This window comes from Chromobacterium sp. FG22, from assembly GCF_057809415.1.
In genome coordinates this window covers 1-22,061 of record NZ_JBMDJX010000048.1, presented here as the reverse complement: position 1 = coordinate 22,061, position 22,061 = coordinate 1, and the positions used below count along the sequence as shown (strand labels likewise).

Annotated in this window: 26 protein-coding genes and 1 tRNA gene; 7 read left to right on the top strand and 20 right to left on the bottom strand. The window is 62.8% G+C overall.

Annotated features, from left to right (window positions below):
• The first annotated feature begins 207 nt into the window (after positions 1-207).
• Both ACODSD_RS23975 and ACODSD_RS23970 read left to right on the top strand, forming a co-directional pair.
• Positions 208-283 (top strand) — tRNA-Thr (locus ACODSD_RS23975).
• 336 nt (positions 284-619) lie between these two features.
• Positions 620-1,372, top strand: a complete 753-nt coding sequence (locus tag ACODSD_RS23970) for a class I SAM-dependent methyltransferase (RefSeq protein WP_227107147.1) — start codon at positions 620-622, stop codon at positions 1,370-1,372.
• 85 nt (positions 1,373-1,457) lie between these two features.
• Here ACODSD_RS23970 and ACODSD_RS23965 read toward each other — a convergent pair whose 3' ends face one another.
• From ACODSD_RS23965 to tadA, 3 genes are read right to left on the bottom strand one after another with little or no spacing between them, the layout of a single operon-like run.
• Positions 1,458-1,871, bottom strand: coding sequence for a DUF2721 domain-containing protein (locus tag ACODSD_RS23965; protein ID WP_019104308.1), 414 nt, complete (start codon positions 1,869-1,871; stop codon positions 1,458-1,460).
• Positions 1,871-2,527, bottom strand: a complete 657-nt coding sequence (locus tag ACODSD_RS23960; RefSeq protein ID WP_227107149.1) for a L,D-transpeptidase — start codon at positions 2,525-2,527, stop codon at positions 1,871-1,873. Before ACODSD_RS23960 ends, ACODSD_RS23965 begins: the two co-directional genes overlap by 1 nt.
• Positions 2,528-2,531: 4 nt before the next feature.
• Entirely contained in the window at positions 2,532-3,299 is a 768-nt protein-coding gene (gene tadA / locus ACODSD_RS23955; protein ID WP_488878516.1) for a tRNA adenosine(34) deaminase TadA, read from the bottom strand.
• A 71-nt stretch (positions 3,300-3,370) separates the two neighbouring features.
• Here tadA and ACODSD_RS23950 point away from each other — a divergent pair, with 71 nt between their 5' ends.
• Positions 3,371-4,363 carry a hypothetical protein gene (locus tag ACODSD_RS23950; RefSeq protein ID WP_488878515.1) on the top strand — a complete coding sequence of 331 codons (993 nt, stop codon included), beginning with the start codon at positions 3,371-3,373 and terminating at the stop codon, positions 4,361-4,363.
• Here the strand turns inward: ACODSD_RS23950 and ACODSD_RS23945 are convergent, their stop codons facing one another.
• From ACODSD_RS23945 to smpB, 7 genes are all read right to left on the bottom strand, one after another.
• Positions 4,364-4,642, bottom strand: a complete 279-nt coding sequence (locus tag ACODSD_RS23945) for a hypothetical protein (RefSeq protein WP_107798318.1) — start codon at positions 4,640-4,642, stop codon at positions 4,364-4,366.
• The gene (locus ACODSD_RS23940; protein WP_107798319.1) at positions 4,639-5,028 is read right to left on the bottom strand and encodes a phage holin family protein; all 390 of its coding nucleotides are present in this window, start codon (positions 5,026-5,028) and stop codon (positions 4,639-4,641) included. The genes ACODSD_RS23945 and ACODSD_RS23940 overlap by 4 nt, the downstream gene beginning before the upstream one ends.
• A 3-nt stretch (positions 5,029-5,031) precedes the next feature.
• On the bottom strand, positions 5,032-5,349 hold the full coding sequence (locus ACODSD_RS23935) for an ElaB/YgaM/YqjD family protein (protein ID WP_048415023.1): 318 nt from the start codon (positions 5,347-5,349) through the stop codon (positions 5,032-5,034).
• Between the two features lie 136 nt (positions 5,350-5,485).
• A complete protein-coding gene (locus ACODSD_RS23930) occupies positions 5,486-6,793 on the bottom strand; it encodes an MFS transporter (protein ID WP_107798320.1) in 1,308 nt (435 codons plus the stop codon).
• Positions 6,794-7,037: 244 nt separating this feature from the next.
• Positions 7,038-8,621 (bottom strand): glutamine-hydrolyzing GMP synthase, encoded by a 1,584-nt coding sequence (guaA, locus tag ACODSD_RS23925; RefSeq protein ID WP_488878517.1) that lies wholly within the window; start codon positions 8,619-8,621, stop codon positions 7,038-7,040.
• A gap of 86 nt (positions 8,622-8,707) precedes the next feature.
• Positions 8,708-9,061, bottom strand: coding sequence for a hypothetical protein (locus ACODSD_RS23920; RefSeq protein WP_107798322.1), 354 nt, complete (start codon positions 9,059-9,061; stop codon positions 8,708-8,710).
• Entirely contained in the window at positions 9,061-9,516 is a 456-nt protein-coding gene (smpB, locus tag ACODSD_RS23915) for an SsrA-binding protein SmpB (protein ID WP_081546054.1), read from the bottom strand. The genes ACODSD_RS23920 and smpB overlap by 1 nt, the downstream gene beginning before the upstream one ends.
• 196 nt (positions 9,517-9,712) lie before the next feature.
• Between smpB and ACODSD_RS23910 the strand changes: the two genes are divergently transcribed.
• Together ACODSD_RS23910 and ACODSD_RS23905 are read left to right on the top strand one after the other, a co-directional pair.
• Positions 9,713-10,150 carry a type II toxin-antitoxin system RatA family toxin gene (locus ACODSD_RS23910; protein WP_107798323.1) on the top strand — a complete coding sequence of 146 codons (438 nt, stop codon included), beginning with the start codon at positions 9,713-9,715 and terminating at the stop codon, positions 10,148-10,150.
• Between the two features lies 1 nt (position 10,151).
• Positions 10,152-10,451 (top strand): RnfH family protein, encoded by a 300-nt coding sequence (locus tag ACODSD_RS23905; protein WP_235089797.1) that lies wholly within the window; start codon positions 10,152-10,154, stop codon positions 10,449-10,451.
• A gap of 172 nt (positions 10,452-10,623) precedes the next feature.
• Here ACODSD_RS23905 and ACODSD_RS23900 read toward each other — a convergent pair whose 3' ends face one another.
• From ACODSD_RS23900 to pyrG, 5 genes are all read right to left on the bottom strand, one after another.
• Complete coding sequence (locus tag ACODSD_RS23900) at positions 10,624-12,429, bottom strand: GGDEF domain-containing protein (RefSeq protein WP_107798325.1); 1,806 nt, start codon at positions 12,427-12,429, stop codon at positions 10,624-10,626.
• A gap of 79 nt (positions 12,430-12,508) precedes the next feature.
• Positions 12,509-12,799: a cell division protein FtsB gene (gene ftsB, locus ACODSD_RS23895; RefSeq protein WP_488878514.1), complete on the bottom strand. Its 291-nt coding sequence runs from the start codon at positions 12,797-12,799 to the stop codon at positions 12,509-12,511.
• A 4-nt stretch (positions 12,800-12,803) separates the two neighbouring features.
• On the bottom strand, positions 12,804-14,087 hold the full coding sequence (gene eno / locus ACODSD_RS23890; RefSeq protein WP_107798326.1) for a phosphopyruvate hydratase: 1,284 nt from the start codon (positions 14,085-14,087) through the stop codon (positions 12,804-12,806).
• Between the two features lie 82 nt (positions 14,088-14,169).
• Positions 14,170-15,021 carry a 3-deoxy-8-phosphooctulonate synthase gene (gene kdsA, locus ACODSD_RS23885; RefSeq protein ID WP_107798327.1) on the bottom strand — a complete coding sequence of 284 codons (852 nt, stop codon included), beginning with the start codon at positions 15,019-15,021 and terminating at the stop codon, positions 14,170-14,172.
• Positions 15,018-16,664: a CTP synthase gene (pyrG, locus tag ACODSD_RS23880; protein WP_107798328.1), complete on the bottom strand. Its 1,647-nt coding sequence runs from the start codon at positions 16,662-16,664 to the stop codon at positions 15,018-15,020. Before pyrG ends, kdsA begins: the two co-directional genes overlap by 4 nt.
• A gap of 292 nt (positions 16,665-16,956) precedes the next feature.
• On the opposite strand from pyrG, the gene rpmB reads away from it, so the two are divergent.
• Positions 16,957-17,190: a 50S ribosomal protein L28 gene (gene rpmB, locus ACODSD_RS23875; RefSeq protein WP_011137003.1), complete on the top strand. Its 234-nt coding sequence runs from the start codon at positions 16,957-16,959 to the stop codon at positions 17,188-17,190.
• 36 nt (positions 17,191-17,226) lie between these two features.
• A complete protein-coding gene (gene rpmG / locus ACODSD_RS23870) occupies positions 17,227-17,382 on the top strand; it encodes a 50S ribosomal protein L33 (protein ID WP_017506994.1) in 156 nt (51 codons plus the stop codon).
• A gap of 119 nt (positions 17,383-17,501) precedes the next feature.
• Here rpmG and ACODSD_RS23865 read toward each other — a convergent pair whose 3' ends face one another.
• From ACODSD_RS23865 to ACODSD_RS23845, 5 genes are all read right to left on the bottom strand, one after another.
• Complete coding sequence (locus tag ACODSD_RS23865; protein WP_488878513.1) at positions 17,502-18,344, bottom strand: uracil-DNA glycosylase; 843 nt, start codon at positions 18,342-18,344, stop codon at positions 17,502-17,504.
• Positions 18,341-18,784, bottom strand: a complete 444-nt coding sequence (rimI, locus tag ACODSD_RS23860; protein WP_488878512.1) for a ribosomal protein S18-alanine N-acetyltransferase — start codon at positions 18,782-18,784, stop codon at positions 18,341-18,343. Before rimI ends, ACODSD_RS23865 begins: the two co-directional genes overlap by 4 nt.
• Positions 18,781-19,455 (bottom strand): tRNA (adenosine(37)-N6)-threonylcarbamoyltransferase complex dimerization subunit type 1 TsaB, encoded by a 675-nt coding sequence (gene tsaB, locus ACODSD_RS23855; protein WP_488878511.1) that lies wholly within the window; start codon positions 19,453-19,455, stop codon positions 18,781-18,783. Before tsaB ends, rimI begins: the two co-directional genes overlap by 4 nt.
• Positions 19,456-19,501: 46 nt before the next feature.
• Complete coding sequence (locus ACODSD_RS23850) at positions 19,502-20,725, bottom strand: EAL and HDOD domain-containing protein (RefSeq protein ID WP_048415010.1); 1,224 nt, start codon at positions 20,723-20,725, stop codon at positions 19,502-19,504.
• Between the two features lie 19 nt (positions 20,726-20,744).
• Positions 20,745-22,061: chemotaxis protein CheA (locus ACODSD_RS23845; protein WP_488878510.1), on the bottom strand; the 1,317-nt coding region annotated here is incomplete at its 5' end.

Genomic DNA, 22,061 nt, shown 5'->3' with positions numbered 1-22,061 from the left:
AGCGCTACGTTCGGGACGTAGAGGCCGGAGGTTCGAATCCTCTCACTCCGACCAGATTCAAAACCCTGAATTCAAGTATTTGAATTCAGGGTTTTTGCATTGGGGACTTAAAGAATCAAGCCGGTTATTTGGAAATGGCCGACGCCCCTTTTCAAATCGCAGGAAACTGTTTATTATTACGCGCTCTGCTTCAGGGCGGAGTGATGTGCCGGTATAGCTCAGTTGGTAGAGCAGCGCATTCGTAATGCGAAGGTCGGGGGTTCGACTCCTCTTACCGGCACCACAATCCCGCTTTAGAACAGCAATCAGCCCGCCATGCGGGCTTTTTTGCGTTTCCGGCGCGCCTCTTGCCGGTTTTCCCCCGTCCCGCCTATTTGATTCCCCTTGGCTCGCTTTGCGAATCCGGAGCCGGACGCCGTCGCGACGGCTGGCGATTGCCGACAGATTATGATATAAGCATTTTTGTGGCCGGGCACGATGGACAGAAGTCCGCCCGCATTGCGGGCGGCTTGAGAATGCGCCTGGGCTGAAATATATTGTGAACGTCTGTTATGACGAATGGACATGACGGTCTAGGCTGTCATCTAATGGAAAGCTACAGCAATTGTAGAGAGCGAACATGCTATCCAATTCCGTTGCTACTTTCAGCCTGTATTCGGATTTATACGCCCGGTTTCGTCCGGCGTATCCGGAGGCCTTGTATCAGTGGCTATTGCCGCAGTGCGCCGAATATGGGCGAGCCTGGGATTGCGCCACCGGCAACGGTCAGACCGCGGTGAGGTTGGGGGACAGTTTCGCGCGCGTGGACGCCACGGACATCAGCTCCGCGCAGCTGGGTCAGGCCGAGGCGCATAATCAGGTGTATTACCGCGAGTGTCCGGCCGAGGTCACGCCGTTCGACGACGCCGCCTTCGATCTGATCACGGTGTCGCAGGCTTTGCATTGGTTTCATTTCCCGTCGTTCTGGCCGGAGGTGGGACGGGTGCTCAAGCCGGGCGGCGTGTTCGCCGCCTGGGGTTATCATCTATGCAGGGTGTCTCCCGAAGTGGATCGCGCCGCGGCGATTTTGACGTCCATCATCGAACCGTTCTGGTCCAGCCGCTGCCAGATACTGTGGGACGGCTACAGCACGGCGGGCTGCCCGCTGCCTGTGCTGGAAACGCCGGATCTGGCGATTGATTGCGATTGGACGCTGGAGCAATACCTGGGCTTTCTCAACACGCTGTCCGCCAGCAAGCTGTGCAAACAGACCCTGGGCGAGCATGTGCTGGACGATGCCTCCAGCCGCATCGCCCGCGCCTGGGGCGATGGCGATCAGGTGTGCCGGGTCAGCATGCCGCTGAGCCTGCTGGTGGCGCGGCGCCCGGCGTAACGGGTTCTAAAACCGATTCCGCGCCATCTGCCGGCGCAAGCAATCCAGCACCGCCCGCCGCGCGTAGCCGGCGGCGGGCCGGCTTTCAGCGCCGCTTGTCGTATTCCGCTTGCAGATCGGACAGCAGGATGTTGAGCGCGTCGGACGAACGCAGCAGTTCGATCAGCGACACCGCCAGCGAGCAAATCATGCACAGCAGGCTGATGCCGAAAGTCAGCTCCCCCCAAGCCTGCCAGCCGGTATAAACCTGGAACATCGCCACCGTGCATAGAAACAGGCTGGCGATGCCCAGGCATTGCATCCATTTGATCAAGGTGATGCGGGTGCGCAGATTGCCGATCTGGCGCAGGATCTTGGGGTCCTGGCTATCGCGGTACTCCTCGTACAGATTGCGAATGATGCCGGCCAGGCCGAGAAAACGGTTGGTATAGGCCAGCAACAGCAGGGAAATGGCGGGAAACAGCAGGGCGGGCGTGGTCAGGGTCAGCGCGGAGTGCATCAGGCGTTCTCATCAATCAGGACATCAATGCCGTTGTCGGTGGCGTCGAATAGTTCGATTACGTCCGGGTTCTTCATGCGGACGCAGCCGAGGGAGGTGGGGGTGCCCCAGGGCACGTGGTCCCCGGCACCGTGGATGTAAATGGCTCGATTATAACTGTCTACTTCGCCGCCTTGGTTCTTTCCGGGCTCTTCGCCGCACAGCCACAGAATGCGGGTGAGGATCCAGTCCTTGTTCGGGTACTGGATGTGCAGTTCCGGCGTGTACTTCCAGGGCGTCACTTTGCGGCGGAAAATAATGGTGTTGGCTTCCACGCCGGCGCCGATGCGTTCGCAGACCCGGTGCCAGCCGCGCGGGGTCTGGTAGCTGCCGCTGACTTCTCCCACGCCCTTGCGCGCGGTGGACACCTGATATTCGCGTTGCAACAGCCCCCAGCCGTCGTAACGGCGCAGGGTCTGGCTGCGCACGCCGACCAGAATCCAGGGCGCGCCGTAATGGCGCGGATTGGGGGAGGTGTCCAGCAAGGGCGCGGCGGCCTGCTGCTGAACCGCGAAAGCCGCCGCCGCCAATGGGTCCATCGCCAGCGCGGCGTCGTCTTCCGCGTCGCCGGCGAAGGCGGACGCGCTCAAGGACAGGGCGAGCATCAGTCGCAGCATGGCATCAGCCTTTCCGACGGGTTTGGAAAAACGCCGTCAACGGTTGCGCGCAGGCGTCCGCCTGTTGCTGGCCGAACACCGCGGCGTGGTGATTGAGGCGGCTGTCGGCGAAAACGTCCAGCACGCTGCCGGCGGCCCCGGTCTTGGCGTCGGGCGCGCCGTAAATCACGCGGGCGATGCGGGCGTGCATGATGGCGCCGCTGCACATCAGACAGGGTTCCAGCGTCACGTACAGATCGCAGCCGTCCAGGCGGTAATTGCCCAGCAGGCCGGCGGCGTCGCGCAGGGCCATGATCTCGGCGTGGGCGCTGGGGTCGCGTCGGCCTATAGGTTGATTGTAGCCGCGTCCTATCACTTCGCCTTGCCGGACGACGACGGCGCCCACCGGAATCTCTCCCTCCGAACCGGCCTGGGCGGCCAGCTCCAGAGCCAGCGCCAGATGACGGGCGATCTCGGCCTCGGGCGGCGGGGCGGCCACGGGCGGATGCGCGGCCAATTGCCGAAGCAAGGCGTCTTTGGCTTCGTCGCCGAGTTGGTTCCAATGAATGCCGCGGCAGGCGGCCTCCAGCGCGAACAACAGCTTTCGGGTGGCGGTGCGTCCGCGGCTTTTCAATTGCAAGAAAGCCAGGACCGGGCCGCGTTGCCTCAGGGCGTCGGCGTCTACAATGCCGATTTCGGCGAGCCAGGCGATGGCCGCGGGCGGCAAGGGGGGCGAGGCCAGCTGAGCGTGGCTCGCCATGGTTTCAGCGGGTGGGACGGGTTTGTCTTGCATGATGTCGATTTTAGCGTAAAGAAATCCCCTGCACGGCCGATAGAATGTCATAACCATAGGTTTTTTCTTATATGCCCGTGATAAAGCCCTATTCCGCCTCCTATGCGCTGTCCCAATCCAAGCCGCCGGCCGGTCGCGCCGCGCCAGCGGCTTCAGCTGCGTCCGCCGAGTCCGCAACGGCCCAGACCGCCGCTCCAACGGCTTCCTTGCAGGCTGGTCCGGCGCAACAAGCGCGTCAGCAGTTGCAATCCTCCTTGCAGCAAAGCTTGGGCAAGTTCATGCAGCAATTGAAGGTGACCTTGCGGCCCTTGCCCAAGCGTTCGCCCGAAGTGGACGGCATGCAGAAGGAGATGCTGAAAAAGAAGGTGGATATGTTGCTGCAGATGGCGCAGATGGCGGGCCGGGACAAGGCCAGCCTGAAAGCGCTGGCGGCGGAGCTGGCGCGCGCGGTCAAGGAGCTCAAGCAGCTGGTGGCCAGCATGACGCAGAACGCCGCCGATTCGATGATGCCGATCAGCGTAGGCGGCGACGCGGCGGCGGCGGCAAGCGCGGCGGCTTCGAGCGAGGCCGCGCCGGACTCGACCAGCGGCGGCGGAGACGTTTCCGCCGCCGCCGCCCAGGCGCAGATTGAAGCCAAGGCGCAAACCGCCGAGGACGAAACGCGGCAGACAAAGGATGGGGAAGGCAATGCGTCGGCCGCCGGCGCGCGTGGCGACGCGGCCGCGGCCAATGGCGACAAAAGCGCGGGAGCGGCCGCGCGCGACGACGGCGTAACGCCGCGCGCGGGCGGGAGCAATCCGCTGGCCGGCGGCAATCCGGTGGCGGGCGACCGGGTGATCCAGGACATCATGATGAAGTTGAAGCAGCTGCAAAACTGGCTCAAGCAGCAGACGCGTCAACTGCAGGCCGATCAAGAGCTCAGGAAAATGATGAAGGAGATGGACAAGGACATGGCCGGCATCGAGAAGATGTTGGCGACCGGGGAAGTGTCGGAGAACGGAGAGATGGACGTCCAGGTCCACCTTGAGGCGGAAGCCGGCGGGGGCGTGAACGTCCAGGCTTGATCAGCGGCGCAGCCAGCGGCGTCCCAGCTGCCACAGCGCCCAAAGCCGCGCGCCGGTGCCCAGCCAGGATTGCAACCTTCCGCCCGGCGGCAGCAGGCTGCCGAGCACGGCCAGAATCTTGCCGAGCCCGCGGTGCCGGCCCCAGGCTTTCAGGCCTTCTCCAGCGGCGCCGAGAGGATGGCGGCGCAGGGTGTCCAGCTCCAGGCGCAGCTTGACCCTGAGCGCTTCGCCCTTCATCACCAGCAATTGTTTCTTGATGGCGCGGTCTCTCGGGTTCACGGCGCGTCTCCGCCGCCCAAGGCCGCCCAGTCCTTGCGCACTTCTTCCAATGTGGTGGCGAAGGCCGGTCCTTGCTCGCGCAGCCGTCGACGAAGACGGAAGGCCAGCCAGGCGCCCGCGCCGCAGAACAGCAGCGCGCAGGCGGCAAGCGCCCAGGCGCGCAGAGTCGGCGGAGTCAGCGTCCAGACCAGCAGCAGGCCCGCCATCAGGCCCACGGCGATCAGGATCAGCGCCAGCATGCCGGTGAACAGGCTGCCGATGATGTCGTCTTTCAGTTCCTGAGCTTCAAGCGACAGCAGTTCCGCCCGGGTCAGCAGCAAGGAAGCCACCCCGCCGGCGAAGGAGCGCAGGCTGCCGGGGCGGGGCGGAGATTGGCGTTGCGGCATGCCTTAGCGGCGGGAAACCAGCATGCCCAGCAGGAAGGCGACGCCGGCGGCGATGCCGATGGATTTCCACGGGTTTTCATGCACGTATTGATCGGTCGCTTTGGCGGCGACCTTGGCCTTGCCGACCACCACTTGCTCGGCGTCCAGCAACTTGGCCTTGGCGAGCTTCAGCTTTTCGTTGACGCGCTGGCGGATTTCCTTGCTTTTCTGGCTGCCGTCGTCCAGCGAGGCGTCGATCAGCTCTTCGGTGCTGACCAGAACCTGGCGCACGTCATCCAGTAATTGTTCTTTTTCCTTGGCGATTGCAGCGGCATTGGACATAAAGATCTCCTGGTGAAAATGAATGGGAATTCCGCGAAGGCACGACTCTCGCGGTGCAGCAATCAAGCTGGCTACCATGAACCTATCAGGCTGGGCCAATGACGTCAAACACTGGATTTGACCGCTTTCGCCTGCGTCAAATCCGGCCGTAGGCGACGTTTTCCCACTGCGGAAGCCGTGGCGCGCGGAAACGGCTGGCCGCGTACAAGCCCACGCCGCCCATGGCCAGGCTGAACAGGGCCGAGATCCAGGGGCTCCAGGGGGTGGCGGCGATCAGCAGCAGCGGCGCGGCGCTGGCCCACAGCGAATAAGCGATGTTGTAGGTGACGGCGATGCCGGAGACGCGGATGTCGGCGGGAAACAGACTGATCATCGCCGAGGGCACCACGCCGACGATGCCGCAGCACAGGCCGGCGACGGCGTAGGCGAGGCCGGGCCAGCGCCAGCCGCCGATCAGGCTGGCGTAGAGCAGGCCCACGCCCACGGGCAACAACAGGCTGTAGAGGATCAGGCTGCGCAACGGGCCGACGCGGTCGGTGACGCGGCCGGCGATCACGCAGCCTATGTTGAGGAAGACGATGCCGAGGCTGCCCAGCGCGAAGGCGTCCTTGGCCGGCCAGGCGAAGTGCTGCTGCAGCAAGGTGGGGGTGACCACCACAGGAATCACCACGGCCGAAGTCAGCACGCAGGTCAGCAGCGCCGCCGGCAGCAGGGTGCTCCGGTGTGCGCGCAGCACTTCCAGCAGCGGGTAGGCGCGCTCCTGCCGCTGAGAGCGCAGGGACAGGAATACCGGCGTTTCATTCAGCCAGCGGCGCAGCCAGACGCCGAACAGGCCGAGCGGGCCGCCGAGCAGGAACGGAATTCGCCAGGCGTAGTCTTGCATTTGCTGAGGGCTGAAGACTTCGGCCAGCAGGGTGGCGGTCAGCGCGCCCAGCAGATAGCCCATGGTCAGGCCGGCTTGCAACAGACCCAGCGCGTAGCCGCGATGGCGCGCCGGCGCGTGTTCGGCGACAAAGGTCCAGGCGCTGGGCACCTCGCCGCCCACCGCCGCGCCTTGCAGCAGCCTCAGGCACAGCAGCAGCAGCGGCGCCAGATAGCCGATCTGGGCGTAAGTGGGCAGCAGGCCGATCAGCAGACAGGGGCCGGCCATCATCAGCATGCTGAGGCTGAACATGCGCTTGCGGCCCAGGCGGTCGGCGAAGTGGGCCATCAGGATGCCGCCCAGCGGGCGCGCCAGGTAGCCGGTGGCGAAGATGCCGAAGGTTTGCAGCAGGCGCAGCCATTCCGGCATCTGCGGCGGGAAGAACAATTGGCTGAGCGTGGCGGCGAAGAAGGCGAAGACGATGAAGTCGTAGATTTCGAGCGCGCCGCCCAGTGCGGCCAGTCCCAGGGTGCGGTAGTCGGAGCGTGAAAGTGCGGCGGCGGGCGTGGCGATGGCGTTCATGACGGTTCGGATGACGGTGGCGCGAAGGAGGGGCTGGAGTCGGATTCAATGCGCGCCGGCAAGGGCTGGACGCAGGGCTGGAATCTGCTTAAGGCAATGCGAATATGGCGGTATGGCAAACATGCCGCCAGTTTAGCGCGTGTCGGGAAATGTTGCGATAGTCAATTGCATTTTGACGGCATAAATTGCGCCGGGCGCGGACAAGAAAAAACCCCGGCGTTTGCCGGGGTTGAGAGGAGGGCGCTTATTCCCACTCGATGGTGGCCGGCGGCTTGCCGGACACGTCGTACACCACGCGGTTGATGCCCTTGACCTCGTTGATGATGCGGTTGGACGCGCGGCCCAGCAGGCTGTACGGCAGCTCCGCCCAGTGAGCGGTCATGAAGTCGCTGGTGACCACGGCGCGCAGCGCGACGACGTAGTCGTAAGTGCGGCCGTCGCCCATCACGCCCACCGATTTCACCGGCAGGAACACGGCGAAGGCCTGGCTGGTCAGTTCGTACCAGTTCTTGCCGCTCTTTTCGTCCACGGTGTTGCGCAGTTCTTCGATGAAGATGGCGTCGGCCTGGCGCAGCAGATCGGCGTACTCTTTCTTCACTTCGCCCAGGATGCGCACGCCCAGGCCCGGGCCCGGGAAGGGGTGGCGGTAGACCATGTCGTGCGGAAGGCCGAGCGCGACGCCCAATTGGCGCACTTCGTCCTTGAACAGCTCGCGCAGCGGCTCCAGCAGCTTGAGGTTCATGTCTTCCGGCAGGCCGCCCACATTGTGGTGGCTCTTGATGGTGTGGGCCTTCTTGGTCTTGGCGCCGGCGGATTCGATCACGTCCGGGTAGATGGTGCCCTGGGCCAGCCATTTGGCGTTGCTGAGCTTGCCGGATTCACGGTCGAACACCTCGATGAATTCCGCGCCGATGATCTTGCGCTTCTTCTCCGGGTCGCTCTCGCCGGCGAGCTTGCTCATGAAGTCGGCTTCCGCCTGCACGTGAACCACTTTCACGCCCAGGTTCTGCGCGAACATTTCCATCACCATCTTGCCTTCGTTCAGGCGCAGCAGGCCGTGATCGACGAAGACGCAGGTCAGTTGCGGGCCGATGGCGCGGTGGATCAGCGCGGCGGCCACCGAGGAGTCCACGCCGCCGGACAGGCCGAGGATGACTTCTTCGTCGCCCACTTGCTCGCGGATCTTCTTTACCGCTTCGTCGATGTAGTTGGGCATGGTCCAGCTGGGTTTGCAGCCGGCCACGTGCAGCACGAAGCGATGGATCATTTCCGTGCCGCGCTTGGTGTGGGTCACTTCCGGATGGAACTGCACGCCGTAGAGGCCGCGGCTCTCGTCGGCCATGGCCGCGATCGGGCAGGACGGAGTTTCGGCGATGACGTTGAAGCCCGGCGGCAGGCCGGTGACCTTGTCGCCATGGCTCATCCAGACGTCGAGGAAGCCGTTGCCGGCGTCGTCCACCTGGTCTTGCAGGCCTTCCAGCAGTTTGGAGTGATGGCGGGCCTTGATCTGGGCGTAGCCGAACTCGCGCTTGTCGCCGGCTTCCACTTTGCCGCCGAAGGTCTGGGCCATGAACTGCATGCCGTAGCAGATGCCCAGCACCGGAACGCCGAGTTCGAACAGCGCCGGATCGGCCTGGTAGTCGGATTCGTACACCGAGTTGGGGCCGCCGGAGAGGATGATGGCTTTGGGCGCGAAGGCGCGGACTTCTTCCAGCGGCATGTCAAACGAATGAAGCTCACAGTAAACGTGAGCTTCGCGTACGCGGCGGGCAATCAGTTGGGTGACCTGAGAGCCGAAATCGAGAATGAGGACTTTGTCCATGCCTATCCTTCAGGAAATGTTGTGGGCCGTGCGGCCGTGATGATTGAGATAGTGTCGCAGGCGGCTGGGCGCGCGGCGGCGCGGGCCTGCTTTCATTGTTCGCCGTCCCGAGACGGCAGCCGGAATCTGCGGCTGCGCTCCGGCACGTGTTCGCTGCGGGCCAGCAGCATCAGCAGGCCGGCGAGGATCATGCCGAAGGACAGCAGATGGCTGGGGCGCAGGCCTACCGCGTCGTAGAGGTAGATGGCGCCGCCGGCGTAGATCAGCAGCGGGCTGGTGACCAGGGTGGATTTGTTGAAGCCGTCCACGACGAAGAGCAAAACGCCCGCGGCGGCCAGCAACAGAGAGAGCAAGGTGGCGGTGTTGGGCAGCAGCGAGGTGCTTTTCAGGAACCAGACCGATCCCAGGCAAATGAGCACGATGGGCAGGGCTGCGCTGCGGTTCATCAGGCGGCTCCACGCTGGTTTTTCATGAAGCGCTGTTTTTCGCGCTGCCATTCGCGGTCTTTTTCGGTGTCGCGCTTGTCGTGCAGCTTCTTGCCCTTGGCCAGCCCCACTTCGACCTTGATGTTGCCGCGGGTGTAGTGCAGGTCCAGCGCCATCATGGTGTAGCCGGCGCGTTCCACCTTGCCGATGAAGCGGTTGATCTGTTCTTGCGACAGCAGCAGTTTGCGCGGGCGCACCGGGTCGGCCTTGACGTGGGTGGAAGCGGATTGCAGCGGCGTGATGTGGCAGCCGATCAGCCAGAAGGCGCCGTTTTTCCAGTCCACGTAGCTTTCCTTCAACTGGACGCGGCCGGCGCGGATGGCCTTGACTTCCCAACCTTCCAGCACGAGCCCGGCTTCGAGCTTTTCCTCGATGAAGTAGTCGTGGAAGGCCTTGCGGTTCTGGATGATGCTCATGTCGGCTATCGGAGTAATCTGTGGAATGAATCCTCCATTGTACCAGAAGCCGGCGGCTTGCCAAAGCCATGAAAATACAGCGCTTTGACGGGAGGCAGGGTGGGGCGCGCCGGATTTTGTTAAACTTGAGGTTTTTACCGATGCTGACGATTCCCGTGGCAAAGACGGGACAGCGGTGACGATAAGCGAGCAATGGATGCAGGTGGTTGAAAAAAGCGTGTTGGTGGCGCATACGCCGGCGCAGATGTTTGCGCTGGTGGACGATATCGAGCATTACAGCCGGTTCCTGCCCTGGTGCGGCAAGGCCGAGGTGTTGTCGCGCGAGGGCGATCAGGTGGTGGCCAGCCTGCACATCGATTACCTGAAGGTGAAGCAGCACTTCACCACCCGCAACACCAATCAAGCGGACGAGGCCATCCTGATGGAACTGGTGGACGGGCCGTTCGAGCATTTGGAAGGGCGCTGGCACTTCAAGCCCTTGGGCGAGATTGGCTGCAAAGTGGAGTTCCGCCTCAGCTACCAGTTTTCCAGCAAGATTCTGGAGATGATCATCGGGCCGGTGTTCGGCCATATTTCCGGCACCCTGGTGGACGCCTTCATCAAGGAAGCCGACAAGGTGTACGGCGATGACTGAGCTGATGCAGGTGGAAGTGGTGTTGGCCTTGCCCGAGCGTCAGGAGCTGGTGGTCTTGCAGGTGGCGGCGGGAACGACCGCGCGCCAGGCGGCGGAGTTGTCGGGCTTGCTGGCGCGCTTCCCGCAACTGGAGACGGAGAGCCTGAAGCTGGGCGTCTTCGGCAAGGCGGTCAAGGACGACGCGCCGTTGCGCGAGCACGATAGGGTGGAGATTTACCGGCCCTTGATCGCGGACCCCAAGACGGTGAGGCGACAGCGCGCCGAAGCGGGGAAGCAGATGAAAAAAGGCGGCGGGCACTAGCCGCCGCCGAGAGGATGTCTAAGAACCTGTTTACGATCTGCTGCGCGTCGGCGATACGGCGTTGAAAATCACTTCGAAATGCTCATGTACCGTGTGTACACTTCGCTTTCTCAGCGGTTTTCGCCTTGTCTCACCTTAGCTCACGAGATCGTAAACACGTTCTAAACGCGGTTTATAGTTGCGGCGCCATCAGCGACGGCGGCTGCTCCTCCGCCGAGTGCACGCGGTTCTTGCCGTTGAGCTTGGCTTGGTACATGGCCTGGTCGGCGCGCTCCAGCACGTCGGCCTCTTGCTCGCCCAAATGCCATTTGGCCACGCCGGCGCTGAAGGTGATCAGCAGGCGGTCGTTGTTGGCCAGGAAGAAGGTTTTAGTCAGTTCGCGCTGCAGCCGCTGCACGGTGGCGACGGCTTCGTCTTCCGGCGTGTCCGGCATCAGGATCACGAACTCCTCGCCGCCGAAGCGGGCGACGATGTCGGCCGGACGCAGGCTGTGCTTGATGGTGTCCACCAGGTATTTCAGCGCGTCGTCGCCGGCCAGGTGGCCGTATTTGTCGTTCAGCTGCTTGAAGTTGTCCACGTCGAGCAGGGCGACGGACAGCGGCGCGCCGGTGCGCTCGGCGCGACTGATTTCGCGCTGGAAATGTTCGGCCAGGCCGCGGCGGTTGAAGGCTCCGGTCAACTGGTCTTCGCGCACCTTGGCGCTGGCGGCCTCCAGCGCGCCTTCCAGTTCGGCGATTCTTTGTTCGGCGGCCTCCACTTGTTCCTTGGCGGACAGCAGTTCGTCGCGGGAGCGGGTCAGGTCCAGTTGCATCAGCGAGGTGTCTTCCATCAGGGAGCCGATGATGCTGCCCAGTTCCTCTACGTTCTGCGACTGTTTGATGCGGGTGCTGTGGTCCTTGATCTTGTTCTGGAAGTCGTCGGTGCTGTCCGTCATCATCGCCAGACGCGAGATGAAGCGGTCCAGCAAGGAGCGCAGCGAGCTGGCCGCCTCGTCCAGCGAGGTTTTCAATTGGCCTTGCTTGCGGATCACGTCCTTGAGGCTGGACTCCATCTGATAGACCTGCTGCATGGACAGCGGCTCGTGGCTGAGGATGTCCTGCAGCGAGTGCACCTGGCCCACCAGATAGGTGTCCGAGTGATTGAGCTCGGCGATGTTTTCCAGCAGCAGGCGCAGCAGATTGGTCATCGCCGACACCAGGCGGTCGTCCTGCTGCGATTGCAGTTCCAGCTTGATCATGAACGCCCGCAGCTTGGGCATGTAGGCGTTGAGCGCGGCGTCGTCGGCCACTTGATTCAGTTCGCCCAGCAGCGCTTCCAGCGCGTCCACCAATTCCGGATAGTTGATCAGCCGCGGTTCCAGGCCGTGCTTGAGCGCGAAGCTCAGCGTGCGCTGCCAGGCAAGCCAGCTGTCGCTGGGGACGTCGGCGTCGTCGTCGGGGCTGCTTGCGGGAGCGGAGGCATCGGGGAGGGCGGCGCCGTTGCCGTTGGACGACGGCGCGGACTGGGTCCAGTTCTGGATCAGCGTGGCCAGCTTCTGGTTCAATTCGTCGGGCTGGTTGCCGTAATTGATCAGCACCCGTTCCAGCGTGGATTGCTTGTGGTGCTGAGGCATATTGGGCAGGCGCAGGTCCCAATTGCGGATCAGGTTCTGGATCAGCGTGCCCCAGCTGTGCTGCTGTTGGCTGGCGCTGAGCGAGGCGCGCAGAAAGTCTATGATCAGTTGCGGGGCTTGTTCCCAGCGGTTTTCGTCGCAGACTTGTTTCAGGCGGGTGAGCGTGACTTTGGCCTGCACGCTTTCTTGAGGCAGCGTTTCCAATGCGCGCAGCAACAGCACCGCAAGCTTGTTGTCGCGGTCGACCGGCGTTTGCGTCAGCTCGTGATAAACCCGCTCAAAGTTTTCCGGTGTCGGCAACAGCTTGCGCACCGTCAGCTGTTTGAGCGTTTCTCGTGCGACTTCGATGGGGTTTTGTGTTGTCATTGCCCAAACCTTGGACTTTTTTAGACCGGACGTCATTCTTGTTGTCTGTTCAGCTCTACAGTGCGGTCCGGGCGGATATTTAGCGAGGCGTTGGCTTCACCGGATCCAGCAATTGGAAAAATACTTCACCATTCCGAATCATGCCAAGTTCATTGCGGGCTCTCTCCTCAATGGCGTCCGTCCCCTGTTTCAAATCTCGCACTTCCGCGTCCAGCGCGGCGTTGCGGGCCACCAGCTTTTGGGTGGTCGCCCGCTGTTCCTGTAGTTGCTTGTCCAGCTGCCAGACTCTGAGCCAGCTACCTTTGCCAAACCACAACGGCCATTGCAGGGCCAGTATTACTGCCACCAGAGTCAGGGTCAGCCAGCGCATACGATTACTTCAGGTGGTAAAAGGCAGCTTTGCCCGGATAGTAGGCAGCGTCGCCCAGCTCTTCTTCGATGCGCAGCAACTGATTGTATTTAGCCATGCGGTCGGAGCGGGACAGCGAGCCGGTCTTGATCTGCATGCAGTTGGTGGCAACGGCCAGATCCGCGATGGTGCTGTCTTCGGTTTCGCCGGAGCGATGACTCATAACGCTGGTATAGCGGGAACGCTTGGCGAGATCAACCGCTTTCAGCGTTTCCGACAGCGTGCCGATCTGATTGACCTTGACCAGCAGCGAGTTGGCGAGGCCGCCTTCGATGCCCTTGGCCAGGATCTTGGGGTTGGTGACGAACAGATCGTCGCCGACGATCTGCACGCGGGCGCCCAGGCGTTCGGTCAGCAGTTTCCAGCCGTCCCAATCGTGCTCGCTCATGCCGTCCTCGATGGAGAGGATGGGGTAGTGGTTGACCAGGGTTTCCAGGTAGTCGGTGAACTGTTCGGAAGTGAGCTGCAGGCCTTCGGCGGTCAGATGGTATTTGCCGTCCTTGTAGAACTCGGAGGAGGCGCAGTCCAGCGCCAGCATCACGTCCTGGCCGGCGACGTAGCCGGCGGCGTCGATGGCTTCCAGAATCAGCTTGATCGCGTCTTCGTGGCTGTTCAGATTGGGCGCGAAGCCGCCTTCGTCGCCCACGGTGGTGGCGTAGCCTTTCTGATCGCAGATCTTCTTCAGGCTGTGGAAGATTTCCGCGCCGCAGCGCAGCGCTTCGCGGAAGGTTTGCGCGCCCACCGGCATGATCATGAATTCCTGGATGTCCAGGGTGTTGTTGGCGTGCGCGCCGCCGTTGATCACGTTCATCATCGGCACCGGCAGGGCCATCGGACCGGCGCCGCCCAGGTAGCGGTACAGCGGCAGGCCGGCGTCTTCGGCGGCGGCGCGTGCCACGGCCATGGACACGGCCAAGAGCGCGTTGGCGCCGAGGCGGGATTTGGTTTCGGTGCCGTCCAGCTCGATCAGGGTCTTGTCGATGAAGGCCTGGTCGCTGGCGTCGAGGCCGATGATGGCTTCGCAGATTTCGGTGTTGATGTTTTCCACCGCCTTCAACACGCCCTTGCCCAGGTAGCGGCTTTTATCGCCGTCGCGCAGTTCCAGCGCTTCTTTTTCGCCGGTGGAGGCGCCGCTGGGCACCGCGGCGCGGCCCATGACGCCGGACTCCAGCAATACGTCTGCTTCCACGGTCGGATTGCCGCGCGAATCCAGAATCTCACGAGCTACCACATCGATGATCGAACTCATTTACATTTCCTTCAAAGGCTGGTTGTGTTCGGGCGGAGGGCAAGCAACCGGCCGGAGCCGGTTGCGATCTGCGCCTGCCGGTTTACAGGGTGTGTTCCGGCCAGGGATTGTGCTTGACCAAGTCGTCCAGCGCCTTGAGCGTGGTCAGCAGTTCCTTCATGCGCGGCAAAGGCCAGGCGTTGGGGCCGTCTGACATTGCGCAGGCCGGGTTCGGATGGGTTTCCATGAAGATGCCGGCGATGCCGGAAGCCACCGCGGCGCGCGCCAGCACCGGCACGAATTCGCGCTGGCCGCCGGAGGAGGTGCCTTGGCCGCCGGGCAGCTGCACCGAGTGAGTGGCGTCGTAGACCACCGGGCACTGGGTGTCGCGCATGATCATCAGCGAACGCATGTCGGACACAAGGTTGTTGTAGCCGAAGGAGACGCCGCGTTCGCAGGCCATGAAGCTGTCCGGCTCGAGGTTGGCTTCCTGCGCGGCGGCGCGGGCCTTGTCGATGACGTTCTTCATGTCGCCCGGGGCCAGGAACTGGCCCTTCTTGATGTTCACCGGCTTGCCGCATTGGGCGACGGCGCGGATGAAGTCGGTCTGGCGGCACAGGAAGGCCGGCGTTTGCAGCACGTCGACCACGCTGGCCACTTGCACGATTTCGTTCTCGCTGTGCACGTCGGTCAGCACCGGCACGCCGATCTGGCGTTTCACTTCCGAGAGGATGCGCAGGCCTTCATCGATGCCGAAGCCGCGGAAGGAGGAACCGGAGGAGCGGTTGGCCTTGTCGTAGCTCGATTTGTAGATGAAGTTGATGCCCAGCTCGGCGGTGATCTCCTTGAGCTGGCCGGCGGTGTCCAGCGCCATCTGTTCGCTCTCGATCACGCAGGGGCCTGCGATCAGGAACAGCGGCTGGTTGAGGCCGACTTCGAATCCGCACAGTTTCATGCCTTGGGTCCTTGCTTGTCCGCTTGGTATTGCAGCGCCGCTTTCACGTAGGAGATGAACAGCGGATGGCCGTCGCGCGGAGTCGAGGTGAATTCCGGGTGGAACTGGCAGGCGAAGAACCAGCGGTGATTGGCCAGTTCTATGGTTTCGACCAGCTTCTCATGACCGGCGGAGCGGCCGCTGATGGCCAGGCCGGCCTGTTCCAGACGCGGAATGTAGTAGTTGTTGACTTCGTAACGGTGGCGATGACGCTCTACGATCTCGCCGGCGCCGTAGATTTTCGCCGCCAGAGAGCCCGGCTCCAGATCGCACTGCTGGCCGCCCAGGCGCATGGTGCCGCCCAGATTGGAGTTTTCGTCGCGCTTTTCCACCTTGCCGTCGTGGTTGACCCACTCGTCGATCAAGGCCACCACCGGGAAGTTGGTGTCGAGGTCGAATTCGGTGGAGTTGGCGCCGGCCATGCCGGCCACGTCGCGAGCGTATTCGATCAGCGCGATCTGCATGCCCAGGCAGATGCCCATATAGGGGATGTCGTTCTCGCGAGCGAACTTGACCGCCTTGATCTTGCCTTCCACGCCGCGCTTGCCGAAGCCGCCCGGCACCAGGATGGCGTCCATGTCCTTCAGGGAGTCGGCGCCGTCGCGCTCGATTTCCTCGGAGTCCACGTAGATGATGTTGACGTTGGTGCGGGTATGGATGCCGGCGTGCTTCAGCGCTTCGGTCAGCGACTTGTAGGACTCGGTCAGATCGACGTATTTGCCGACCATGGCGATGTTGATGCTGTGGTCCGGGTGCTCGATCGCGTCGATGATGCGGCCCCACACCGACAGATCCGCCTTGGGCAGGTCCAGTTGCAGTTGCTCGGCGATGATGTCGTCGATGCCCTGGTTGTGGAGCATGGCCGGCACTTTGTAGATGGAGTCGGAGTCGTAACAGCCGATGACGGCGTTTTCTTCCACATTGCAGAACAGCGCGATCTTGCGCTTTTCGTCTTCCGGCAGTTCGCGGTCCATCCGGCACAGCAGCACGTCCGGCTGAATGCCGATCTCGCGCAGTTCTTTCACCGAGTGCTGGGTCGGCTTGGTCTTGATCTCGCCGGCGGTGGCGATGTAGGGCACGTAGGACAGGTGCACGTACAGGGTGTTCTTGCGGCCCAGGTTGGAGCGCATCTGGCGGATGGCTTCCAGGAAGGGCAGCGATTCGATATCGCCCACGGTGCCGCCGATCTCGACGATGGCGACGTCGGCGTCGGCCGCGCCTTCATGCATCTTCAGCTTGATTTCGTCGGTGATGTGCGGGATCACTTGCACGGTGCCGCCCAGGTAGTCGCCGCGGCGCTCCTTGGTGATCACGGACTCGTACACCTGGCCGGTGGTGAAGTTGTTGCTTTTCTTCATCTTCGCGTGGATGAAGCGCTCGTAGTGGCCCAGATCGAGGTCGGTTTCCGCGCCGTCTTCGGTGACGAACACCTCGCCGTGCTGGAACGGGCTCATGGTGCCCGGATCAACGTTGATGTAGGGATCGAGCTTCAGCATGGTGACTTTCAGCCCGCGAGACTCGAGGATGGCGGCGATGGACGCAGCGGCAATGCCCTTACCCAGGGAGGACACCACACCGCCGGTTACGAAGATGTACTTGGTCATGAGATTACGGCTCTATGGGAATCCGGGATTCTACCCTGAAATCGTTGCGATTTGAATCGCTTCGAACCATGTTGTTGCAAGTCGCGCCGCCGTCCCCGAGCGCGGCCGGCCAGACGCGTTTCGCCGCTTGGCAAAGAAGTGCTCGCATCTCTGTGGCGAATACGGTACAATTGCCGCCGACTGTTTCATAACACGATCGCGCCCATGCTGCAAAAGGGTGCGTTTTCTGCTTGAGTGTCTGGCTTTGTCTATGATATAAAGCCAGCTTTTACCGGTTTTGGGAGTGTTCAACATGGCGCGTGTTTGCAAAGTCACCGGCAAGCGTCCGATGACCGGGAACAATGTTTCCCACGCCAACAATAAGACTAAACGTCGTTTTCTGCCTAACCTGCAATATCGCAAGTTCTGGGTTGAGAGCGAAAACCGCTGGGTGCGTCTGCGCGTATCCAACGCGGCACTGCGTACCATCGACAAAGTTGGCATCGATGTAGTGCTGGCTGATCTGCGCGCTCGCGGCGAGATCTGATTGCGGTCAACCAGAAAGCTACTGAGGTAATAACACATGCGCGATAAAATCAAGCTTGAGTCCACTGCTGGCACCGGCCACTTCTACACGACTACGAAGAACAAGCGTACGATGCCGGAAAAAATGGAGATCAAAAAATTTGATCCCGTTGCTCGCAAACACGTTCTGTACAAAGAAACCAAGCTGAAATAAGCCGGTTTCCGCGGGAACGCGAAAGCAAAGAGCCCTTCTCTGGTGCACGGAGAAGGGTTTTTTCTTTATAGTTCGGCACTAAAAAACCCCGCCAAGCATGCTTGGCGGGGTTTTTGCGTTTAATCGGCGCTGAGGCGGCCAAAGGTTTTTTTGGCGAACACCAGATCTTGCCAGGCCTTGAGTTTGTCCGGCTGGTTGCGCAGCAGGTAGGCCGGGTGGTAGCTGACGATCAGGGGAATGTCCTGATAGCTGTGCAGTTTGCCGCGCAATTGGCCGATGCCCTTTTCCGTTTGCAGCAGGGTCTGGGCGGCGAAGCGGCCGAGCGCCAGGATCAGCGTGGGCTGGATATGGCGGATCTGCTGGATCAGATAGCTCTGGCAGGCGGCGATTTCGTCGCCGCCGGGATTGCGGTTGCCGGGCGGACGGCATTTGAGCACGTTGGCGATATACACGTCGCGGTCGCGATCCAGTCCGGTGGCGGTCAGCATATTGTCCAGCAACTGGCCGGCTCGGCCGACGAAAGGCTGGCCTTGCCTGTCCTCCTGCTCGCCCGGCGCTTCGCCGATCAATAGCCAGCGCGCCTGTCGGTTGCCGCGGCCGAAAACGGTTTGGGTGCGGGTTTGGCACAGCCGGCAGTCGCGGCAGTCGCGCACCGCGCGTTCCAGCGCGTCCCATTCCAGCAGAGGCAGGACTTCGGGCGCGGGGAAGGCGATCGAAGGGGGCTCGGCGGAGAGCGGAGGGAGCTTGGCGGAGGGCTGCGCGGCGACGAGCGTCGTCGGTTCGGGCTGCGCGACAATGTCCGGCCGCGGCGGAGCCGGGGGCTCCACGGGCGCCAAGTCGACGTCGGCCGGCGCTTCCGCTTGGCGGCTCAGCGCCGCCGGGTGTTGTTCGAACCAGCCGGGGCGCGCTTCCCAGGAGGGGCCCAGTCCGATGACGCTTTGAATCAGCGCGGCGCGGCTCATAGGTCGGTCTCCATCAGGATGGCGTCTTCGCGGCCGTCGGCACAGGGGTAGTAGTTCTTGCGCCGGCCGTTTTCAATAAAGCCCTGGCTTGAGTACAGGGCGCGGGCGACGGCGTTGCCGGCCCGCACTTCCAGAAACAGGCGTCGCGCGCCGGCGGCGGCCAGAGCGGCGCTCAGTTCCCGCAGCAGCCGCTTGCCCAAGCCCTGGCCCTGCCATTGCGGATCCATCACGATATTGAGCAGTTCCGCCTCGTCTAGCACGCTCTGGGTGACGGCGAAGCCTTGCAGGCGCTCGGCGGCGAACAGGCCGTGGAATTGGTGGCCGCAGCGCACGGAGTCTTGGTATTGAGCTGCGGACCAGCCGTGAGCGCAGGCGCGGCTCTCCAGCTCGGCGAGTTGAGCGGCGTCGTCGGGCAGGAAGGCGCGATAGACGGAACTCATTTTTGGCGCGCCTGCTGCTGTTCCTGCGCGGTCAGGGCGACTTTATTGCGCACATACAGCAGCTCCGCTTCGCGCGGATGGGTTTGCGGATAGCGGCCGCTGCGCGCCAGCGGGAAGTAGGCGAGGGCGTTGGGCTGCAGATCCGCGCGCACAATGGCGTCGCCGGCGCTTTCTTGCAGGACGGGGTAGCGTTCGAAGCCGTCGCCGGCGCCGATGACGGCGCGTTCCGGCCATTGGACGGCTTCCGGCGCGCCGACGCTGATCGGGCCGAGGCGTTCCGGTTCGCCGTTGTCGGCGACGCGGTAGCCGGCGCTGTAGACCTGCTGCATTCTGGCGTCGAGACAGACCAGCACGGTGCCGGCGCCGGCTTGCTGCGCGACATTGTCCAGCGTGGGAATGGCGATGACCGGAATGCCGGCGGAGAAGGCCAGGCCCTGGGCCAGACCGCAAGCGATGCGCAAGCCGGTGAAGGAGCCGGGGCCCTGGCCGAAGGCGATGGCGTCGAGTTGCTCCAGCCGCAGTTCCGCCTGTTCCAGTAGGCGAGCCAGTTCCGGCAGCGCGCGTTCGGCGTGCTTCTGCTCGACTTTCTCGTGGAAGGAGAAAATGTGCGAACCGTTGTCAACGGCTAGGGATAGAAACGAGGTGGAGCAATCAATGGCAAGCAATTTCATCGGGGAATTCGGTCTCAAGCTTAAGAGCGTGCTGCAAGACTGCGAATTATAAGCCGAGTTCTTCCACCCAGGCGAGCGCGGAGACATGGGCCTGGTTGAACTGCTCGCTGCTGAGGTTCAGTTGGGCGCAGAGTTCCGGCACGCCGGTCAGTTGTCCGTCTTCGCAGGCTTTGACCAGCTTGAGGAAGCGGCTCATCGTGCCTTTTTCGTGCAGCAGGGCCTCGGTGATGGCTTCGGGCAGCTGCAGATGCTCGATGATGTTGGCCATCGGCATGTCGAACAGCACGTCCAGCAGGCTGAACATGCCGATGATGAACAGATTGTCGCAGGTGTCGTGGCGCTCGCCGTGAGCCTTGCCCAGCAGTTCCATGAAGCGGCCGCGGGTGACCGCGGTTTTTTGCAGCGCCGGCGGCGCGTGCCCTTCGTCGGAGGCGGTGACCAGCAGCAGGGTCAGCCAGCGGTAGAGCTTTTGATAGCCCAGCACGGTGACGGCGTGGGAGAAGGAACTGATGCTGGTGTTCAGGCCGGCCGCGGCGGAGTTGACGTAGCGCAGCAGCTTGTAGGACAAGGCCAGGTCGCGTTTGAGCACCTGCTCGACGTCGCGGATGTCGGCGTCCAGGCGCAGCAGGTTCAAGAGCTCCAGGGTGTTGCGGAAGGAGGGGTGGATGACCTTGGCGGACAGGGTTTCCGGCTGGGCGAAGTAAAAGCCCTGGAAGCCGTCCATGCCCAGCTCTTTGCACAGATGGAACTGAGCGTGGGTTTCCACGCGTTCGGCGATGCGGATCACCGGATAGCTGCGCAGCCGCGACGCCAGCATCTGGAAGCGGTTGGTGTCCTGATGCTGGATGTCCAGCTTGACGTAGTTGGCCAGCTCCAGAAAGGCCGCCGCCGGCGATTCGAAGCTGAAGTCGTCCAGAGAAATGCCGAAGCCCAGCGAACGCAGGTGCCGCGCGCGCGACAGCAGTTCGTTGGAGGGTACGATGCGGGGCGAGATGTCGAGAATGACGCGGCGCGGCGGCAGCAGTTCAAGGAACTCGCTGCTGAGCATGGCTTCGCCGATATTGATGAAGGCCAGCTTGCTGCCTATCAGCCAGCTGGTGCCCATATTGTTGAGCGTGTTGACCAGCACCTGGGTATCGGCTTGCAGTTCGGTATGCTTGCCGACGCCGGAGGCCTCGCCGCTGGGACGAAAAAGCAGCTCATAGCCAATGAGCTGCTGGTTGCGGTTGAGAACGGCCTGCCTGCCTATGAAGGCGCTCGTCGAGGTCATTGTCCCGGTATGCCTTTGCTCAGGTGGCGATCAGGTCCGCGGATCGGGTGACGGTGTTGCTGGCCTCGCTGGAGGTGAGCAGGTCTTCCATGTCCAGCACCAGCACGACGGAACCGTCGCCGGACAGGGTGGCGCCGGCCACACCTTTCGGGCGGATGTTCTGCAGCGGCTTGATCACCACGTCGTCGCGGCCGACGAAGGAGTCGATCGCCAGGATGAAGGATTTTTCCGCGGACTGCATCAGCACGCCGAAGTAAGGCTTTTGCGTCGGCTCCCAGCCCAGCAGGCCGGCCAGGGTTTTCAGCGGCAGGATTTCGTCGCGCACCACGATGGTGGGCTTGCCGGAGACTTCCTGGATCGCGCTCGGGTCGATGGTGATGATTTCGCGCACCATCGCCAGCGGCACGGCGAACGGCTGGTTGCAGGCGCGCACCACCAGCACCGGCAGGATGGCGAGGGTCAGCGGCAGCGAGATGCTGATGCGGGTGCCTTCGCCTTGCACCGAGTTGATGTCGATGCGGCCGTTCAGTTTCTGGATATTGGTGCGCACCACGTCCATGCCCACGCCGCGGCCGGACACGCTGGAAATTTGATCCTTGGTGGAGAAGCCGGGCAGGAAGATCAGCTGCAGGCATTGCTTCTCATCCAGCGTGTTGGCGCTTTCCTGGTCGATCAGGCCTTTTTCGATGGCCTTGCGACGCAGCGCGTCGGCGTTCATGCCTTTGCCGTCGTCGGTGATCTCGATCAGGATGTGGTCGCCCACCTGTTCGGCGGTCAGCTGCACCAGCGCCTGCGGCTTCTTGCCGGCGGCGATGCGCTCTTCAGGTTGTTCGATGCCGTGGTCGACGGCGTTGCGCACCAAGTGGACCAGCGGATCGTTCAAGTCCTCGATCATGGTCTTGTCCAGCTCGGTCTCTTCGCCGGACAGCACCAGTTCGACCTCCTTGCCCAGCTGGCGGGCGAGGTCGCGAGCCAAGCGCGGGTATTTCTGGAACAGGCGGCCGATCGGCTGCATGCGGGTTTTCATCACCGCGTTCTGCAGGTCGCCGACCAGCAGGTCCAGCTGGCTGATCGCCTCGTCCAGCGAGCGCAGGGTATTGGTGTCGCGGTTGCCTTGCAGGATTTCCGTGCGCAGCGTGGTCAGACGGTTCTTGGTCAGGCCGATTTCGCCGGACAGGTTGAGCACCATGTCGAGACGCACGGTGTCGATGCGGATGGTGTTTTCCTGAGGGCCGCTGCTGCTGGGCGCGCTGGCCGCCGGTTTGCTCGGAGCCGGCTTGGCGGCCGGTTTGGGCGCAGGCGCAGCGGCAACCGGGGCCGGAGGCGCCGCCGCCGC

Coding starts and splice junctions, on each gene's coding strand:
- ACODSD_RS23970 (WP_227107147.1), top strand. CDS start 620: ATGCTATCCAATTCCGTTGCTACTTTCAGCCTGTATTCGGATTTATAC.
- ACODSD_RS23965 (WP_019104308.1), bottom strand. CDS start 1,871: ATGCACTCCGCGCTGACCCTGACCACGCCCGCCCTGCTGTTTCCCGCC.
- ACODSD_RS23960 (WP_227107149.1), bottom strand. CDS start 2,527: ATGCTGCGACTGATGCTCGCCCTGTCCTTGAGCGCGTCCGCCTTCGCC.
- tadA (WP_488878516.1), bottom strand. CDS start 3,299: ATGCAAGACAAACCCGTCCCACCCGCTGAAACCATGGCGAGCCACGCT.
- ACODSD_RS23950 (WP_488878515.1), top strand. CDS start 3,371: ATGCCCGTGATAAAGCCCTATTCCGCCTCCTATGCGCTGTCCCAATCC.
- ACODSD_RS23940 (WP_107798319.1), bottom strand. CDS start 5,028: ATGCCGCAACGCCAATCTCCGCCCCGCCCCGGCAGCCTGCGCTCCTTC.
- ACODSD_RS23935 (WP_048415023.1), bottom strand. CDS start 5,349: ATGTCCAATGCCGCTGCAATCGCCAAGGAAAAAGAACAATTACTGGAT.
- ACODSD_RS23930 (WP_107798320.1), bottom strand. CDS start 6,793: ATGAACGCCATCGCCACGCCCGCCGCCGCACTTTCACGCTCCGACTAC.
- ACODSD_RS23920 (WP_107798322.1), bottom strand. CDS start 9,061: ATGAACCGCAGCGCAGCCCTGCCCATCGTGCTCATTTGCCTGGGATCG.
- smpB (WP_081546054.1), bottom strand. CDS start 9,516: ATGAGCATCATCCAGAACCGCAAGGCCTTCCACGACTACTTCATCGAG.
- ACODSD_RS23910 (WP_107798323.1), top strand. CDS start 9,713: ATGCAGGTGGTTGAAAAAAGCGTGTTGGTGGCGCATACGCCGGCGCAG.
- ACODSD_RS23900 (WP_107798325.1), bottom strand. CDS start 12,429: ATGACAACACAAAACCCCATCGAAGTCGCACGAGAAACGCTCAAACAG.
- ftsB (WP_488878514.1), bottom strand. CDS start 12,799: ATGCGCTGGCTGACCCTGACTCTGGTGGCAGTAATACTGGCCCTGCAA.
- eno (WP_107798326.1), bottom strand. CDS start 14,087: ATGAGTTCGATCATCGATGTGGTAGCTCGTGAGATTCTGGATTCGCGC.
- kdsA (WP_107798327.1), bottom strand. CDS start 15,021: ATGAAACTGTGCGGATTCGAAGTCGGCCTCAACCAGCCGCTGTTCCTG.
- pyrG (WP_107798328.1), bottom strand. CDS start 16,664: ATGACCAAGTACATCTTCGTAACCGGCGGTGTGGTGTCCTCCCTGGGT.
- rpmB (WP_011137003.1), top strand. CDS start 16,957: ATGGCGCGTGTTTGCAAAGTCACCGGCAAGCGTCCGATGACCGGGAAC.
- rpmG (WP_017506994.1), top strand. CDS start 17,227: ATGCGCGATAAAATCAAGCTTGAGTCCACTGCTGGCACCGGCCACTTC.
- ACODSD_RS23865 (WP_488878513.1), bottom strand. CDS start 18,344: ATGAGCCGCGCCGCGCTGATTCAAAGCGTCATCGGACTGGGCCCCTCC.
- rimI (WP_488878512.1), bottom strand. CDS start 18,784: ATGAGTTCCGTCTATCGCGCCTTCCTGCCCGACGACGCCGCTCAACTC.
- tsaB (WP_488878511.1), bottom strand. CDS start 19,455: ATGAAATTGCTTGCCATTGATTGCTCCACCTCGTTTCTATCCCTAGCC.
- ACODSD_RS23850 (WP_048415010.1), bottom strand. CDS start 20,725: ATGACCTCGACGAGCGCCTTCATAGGCAGGCAGGCCGTTCTCAACCGC.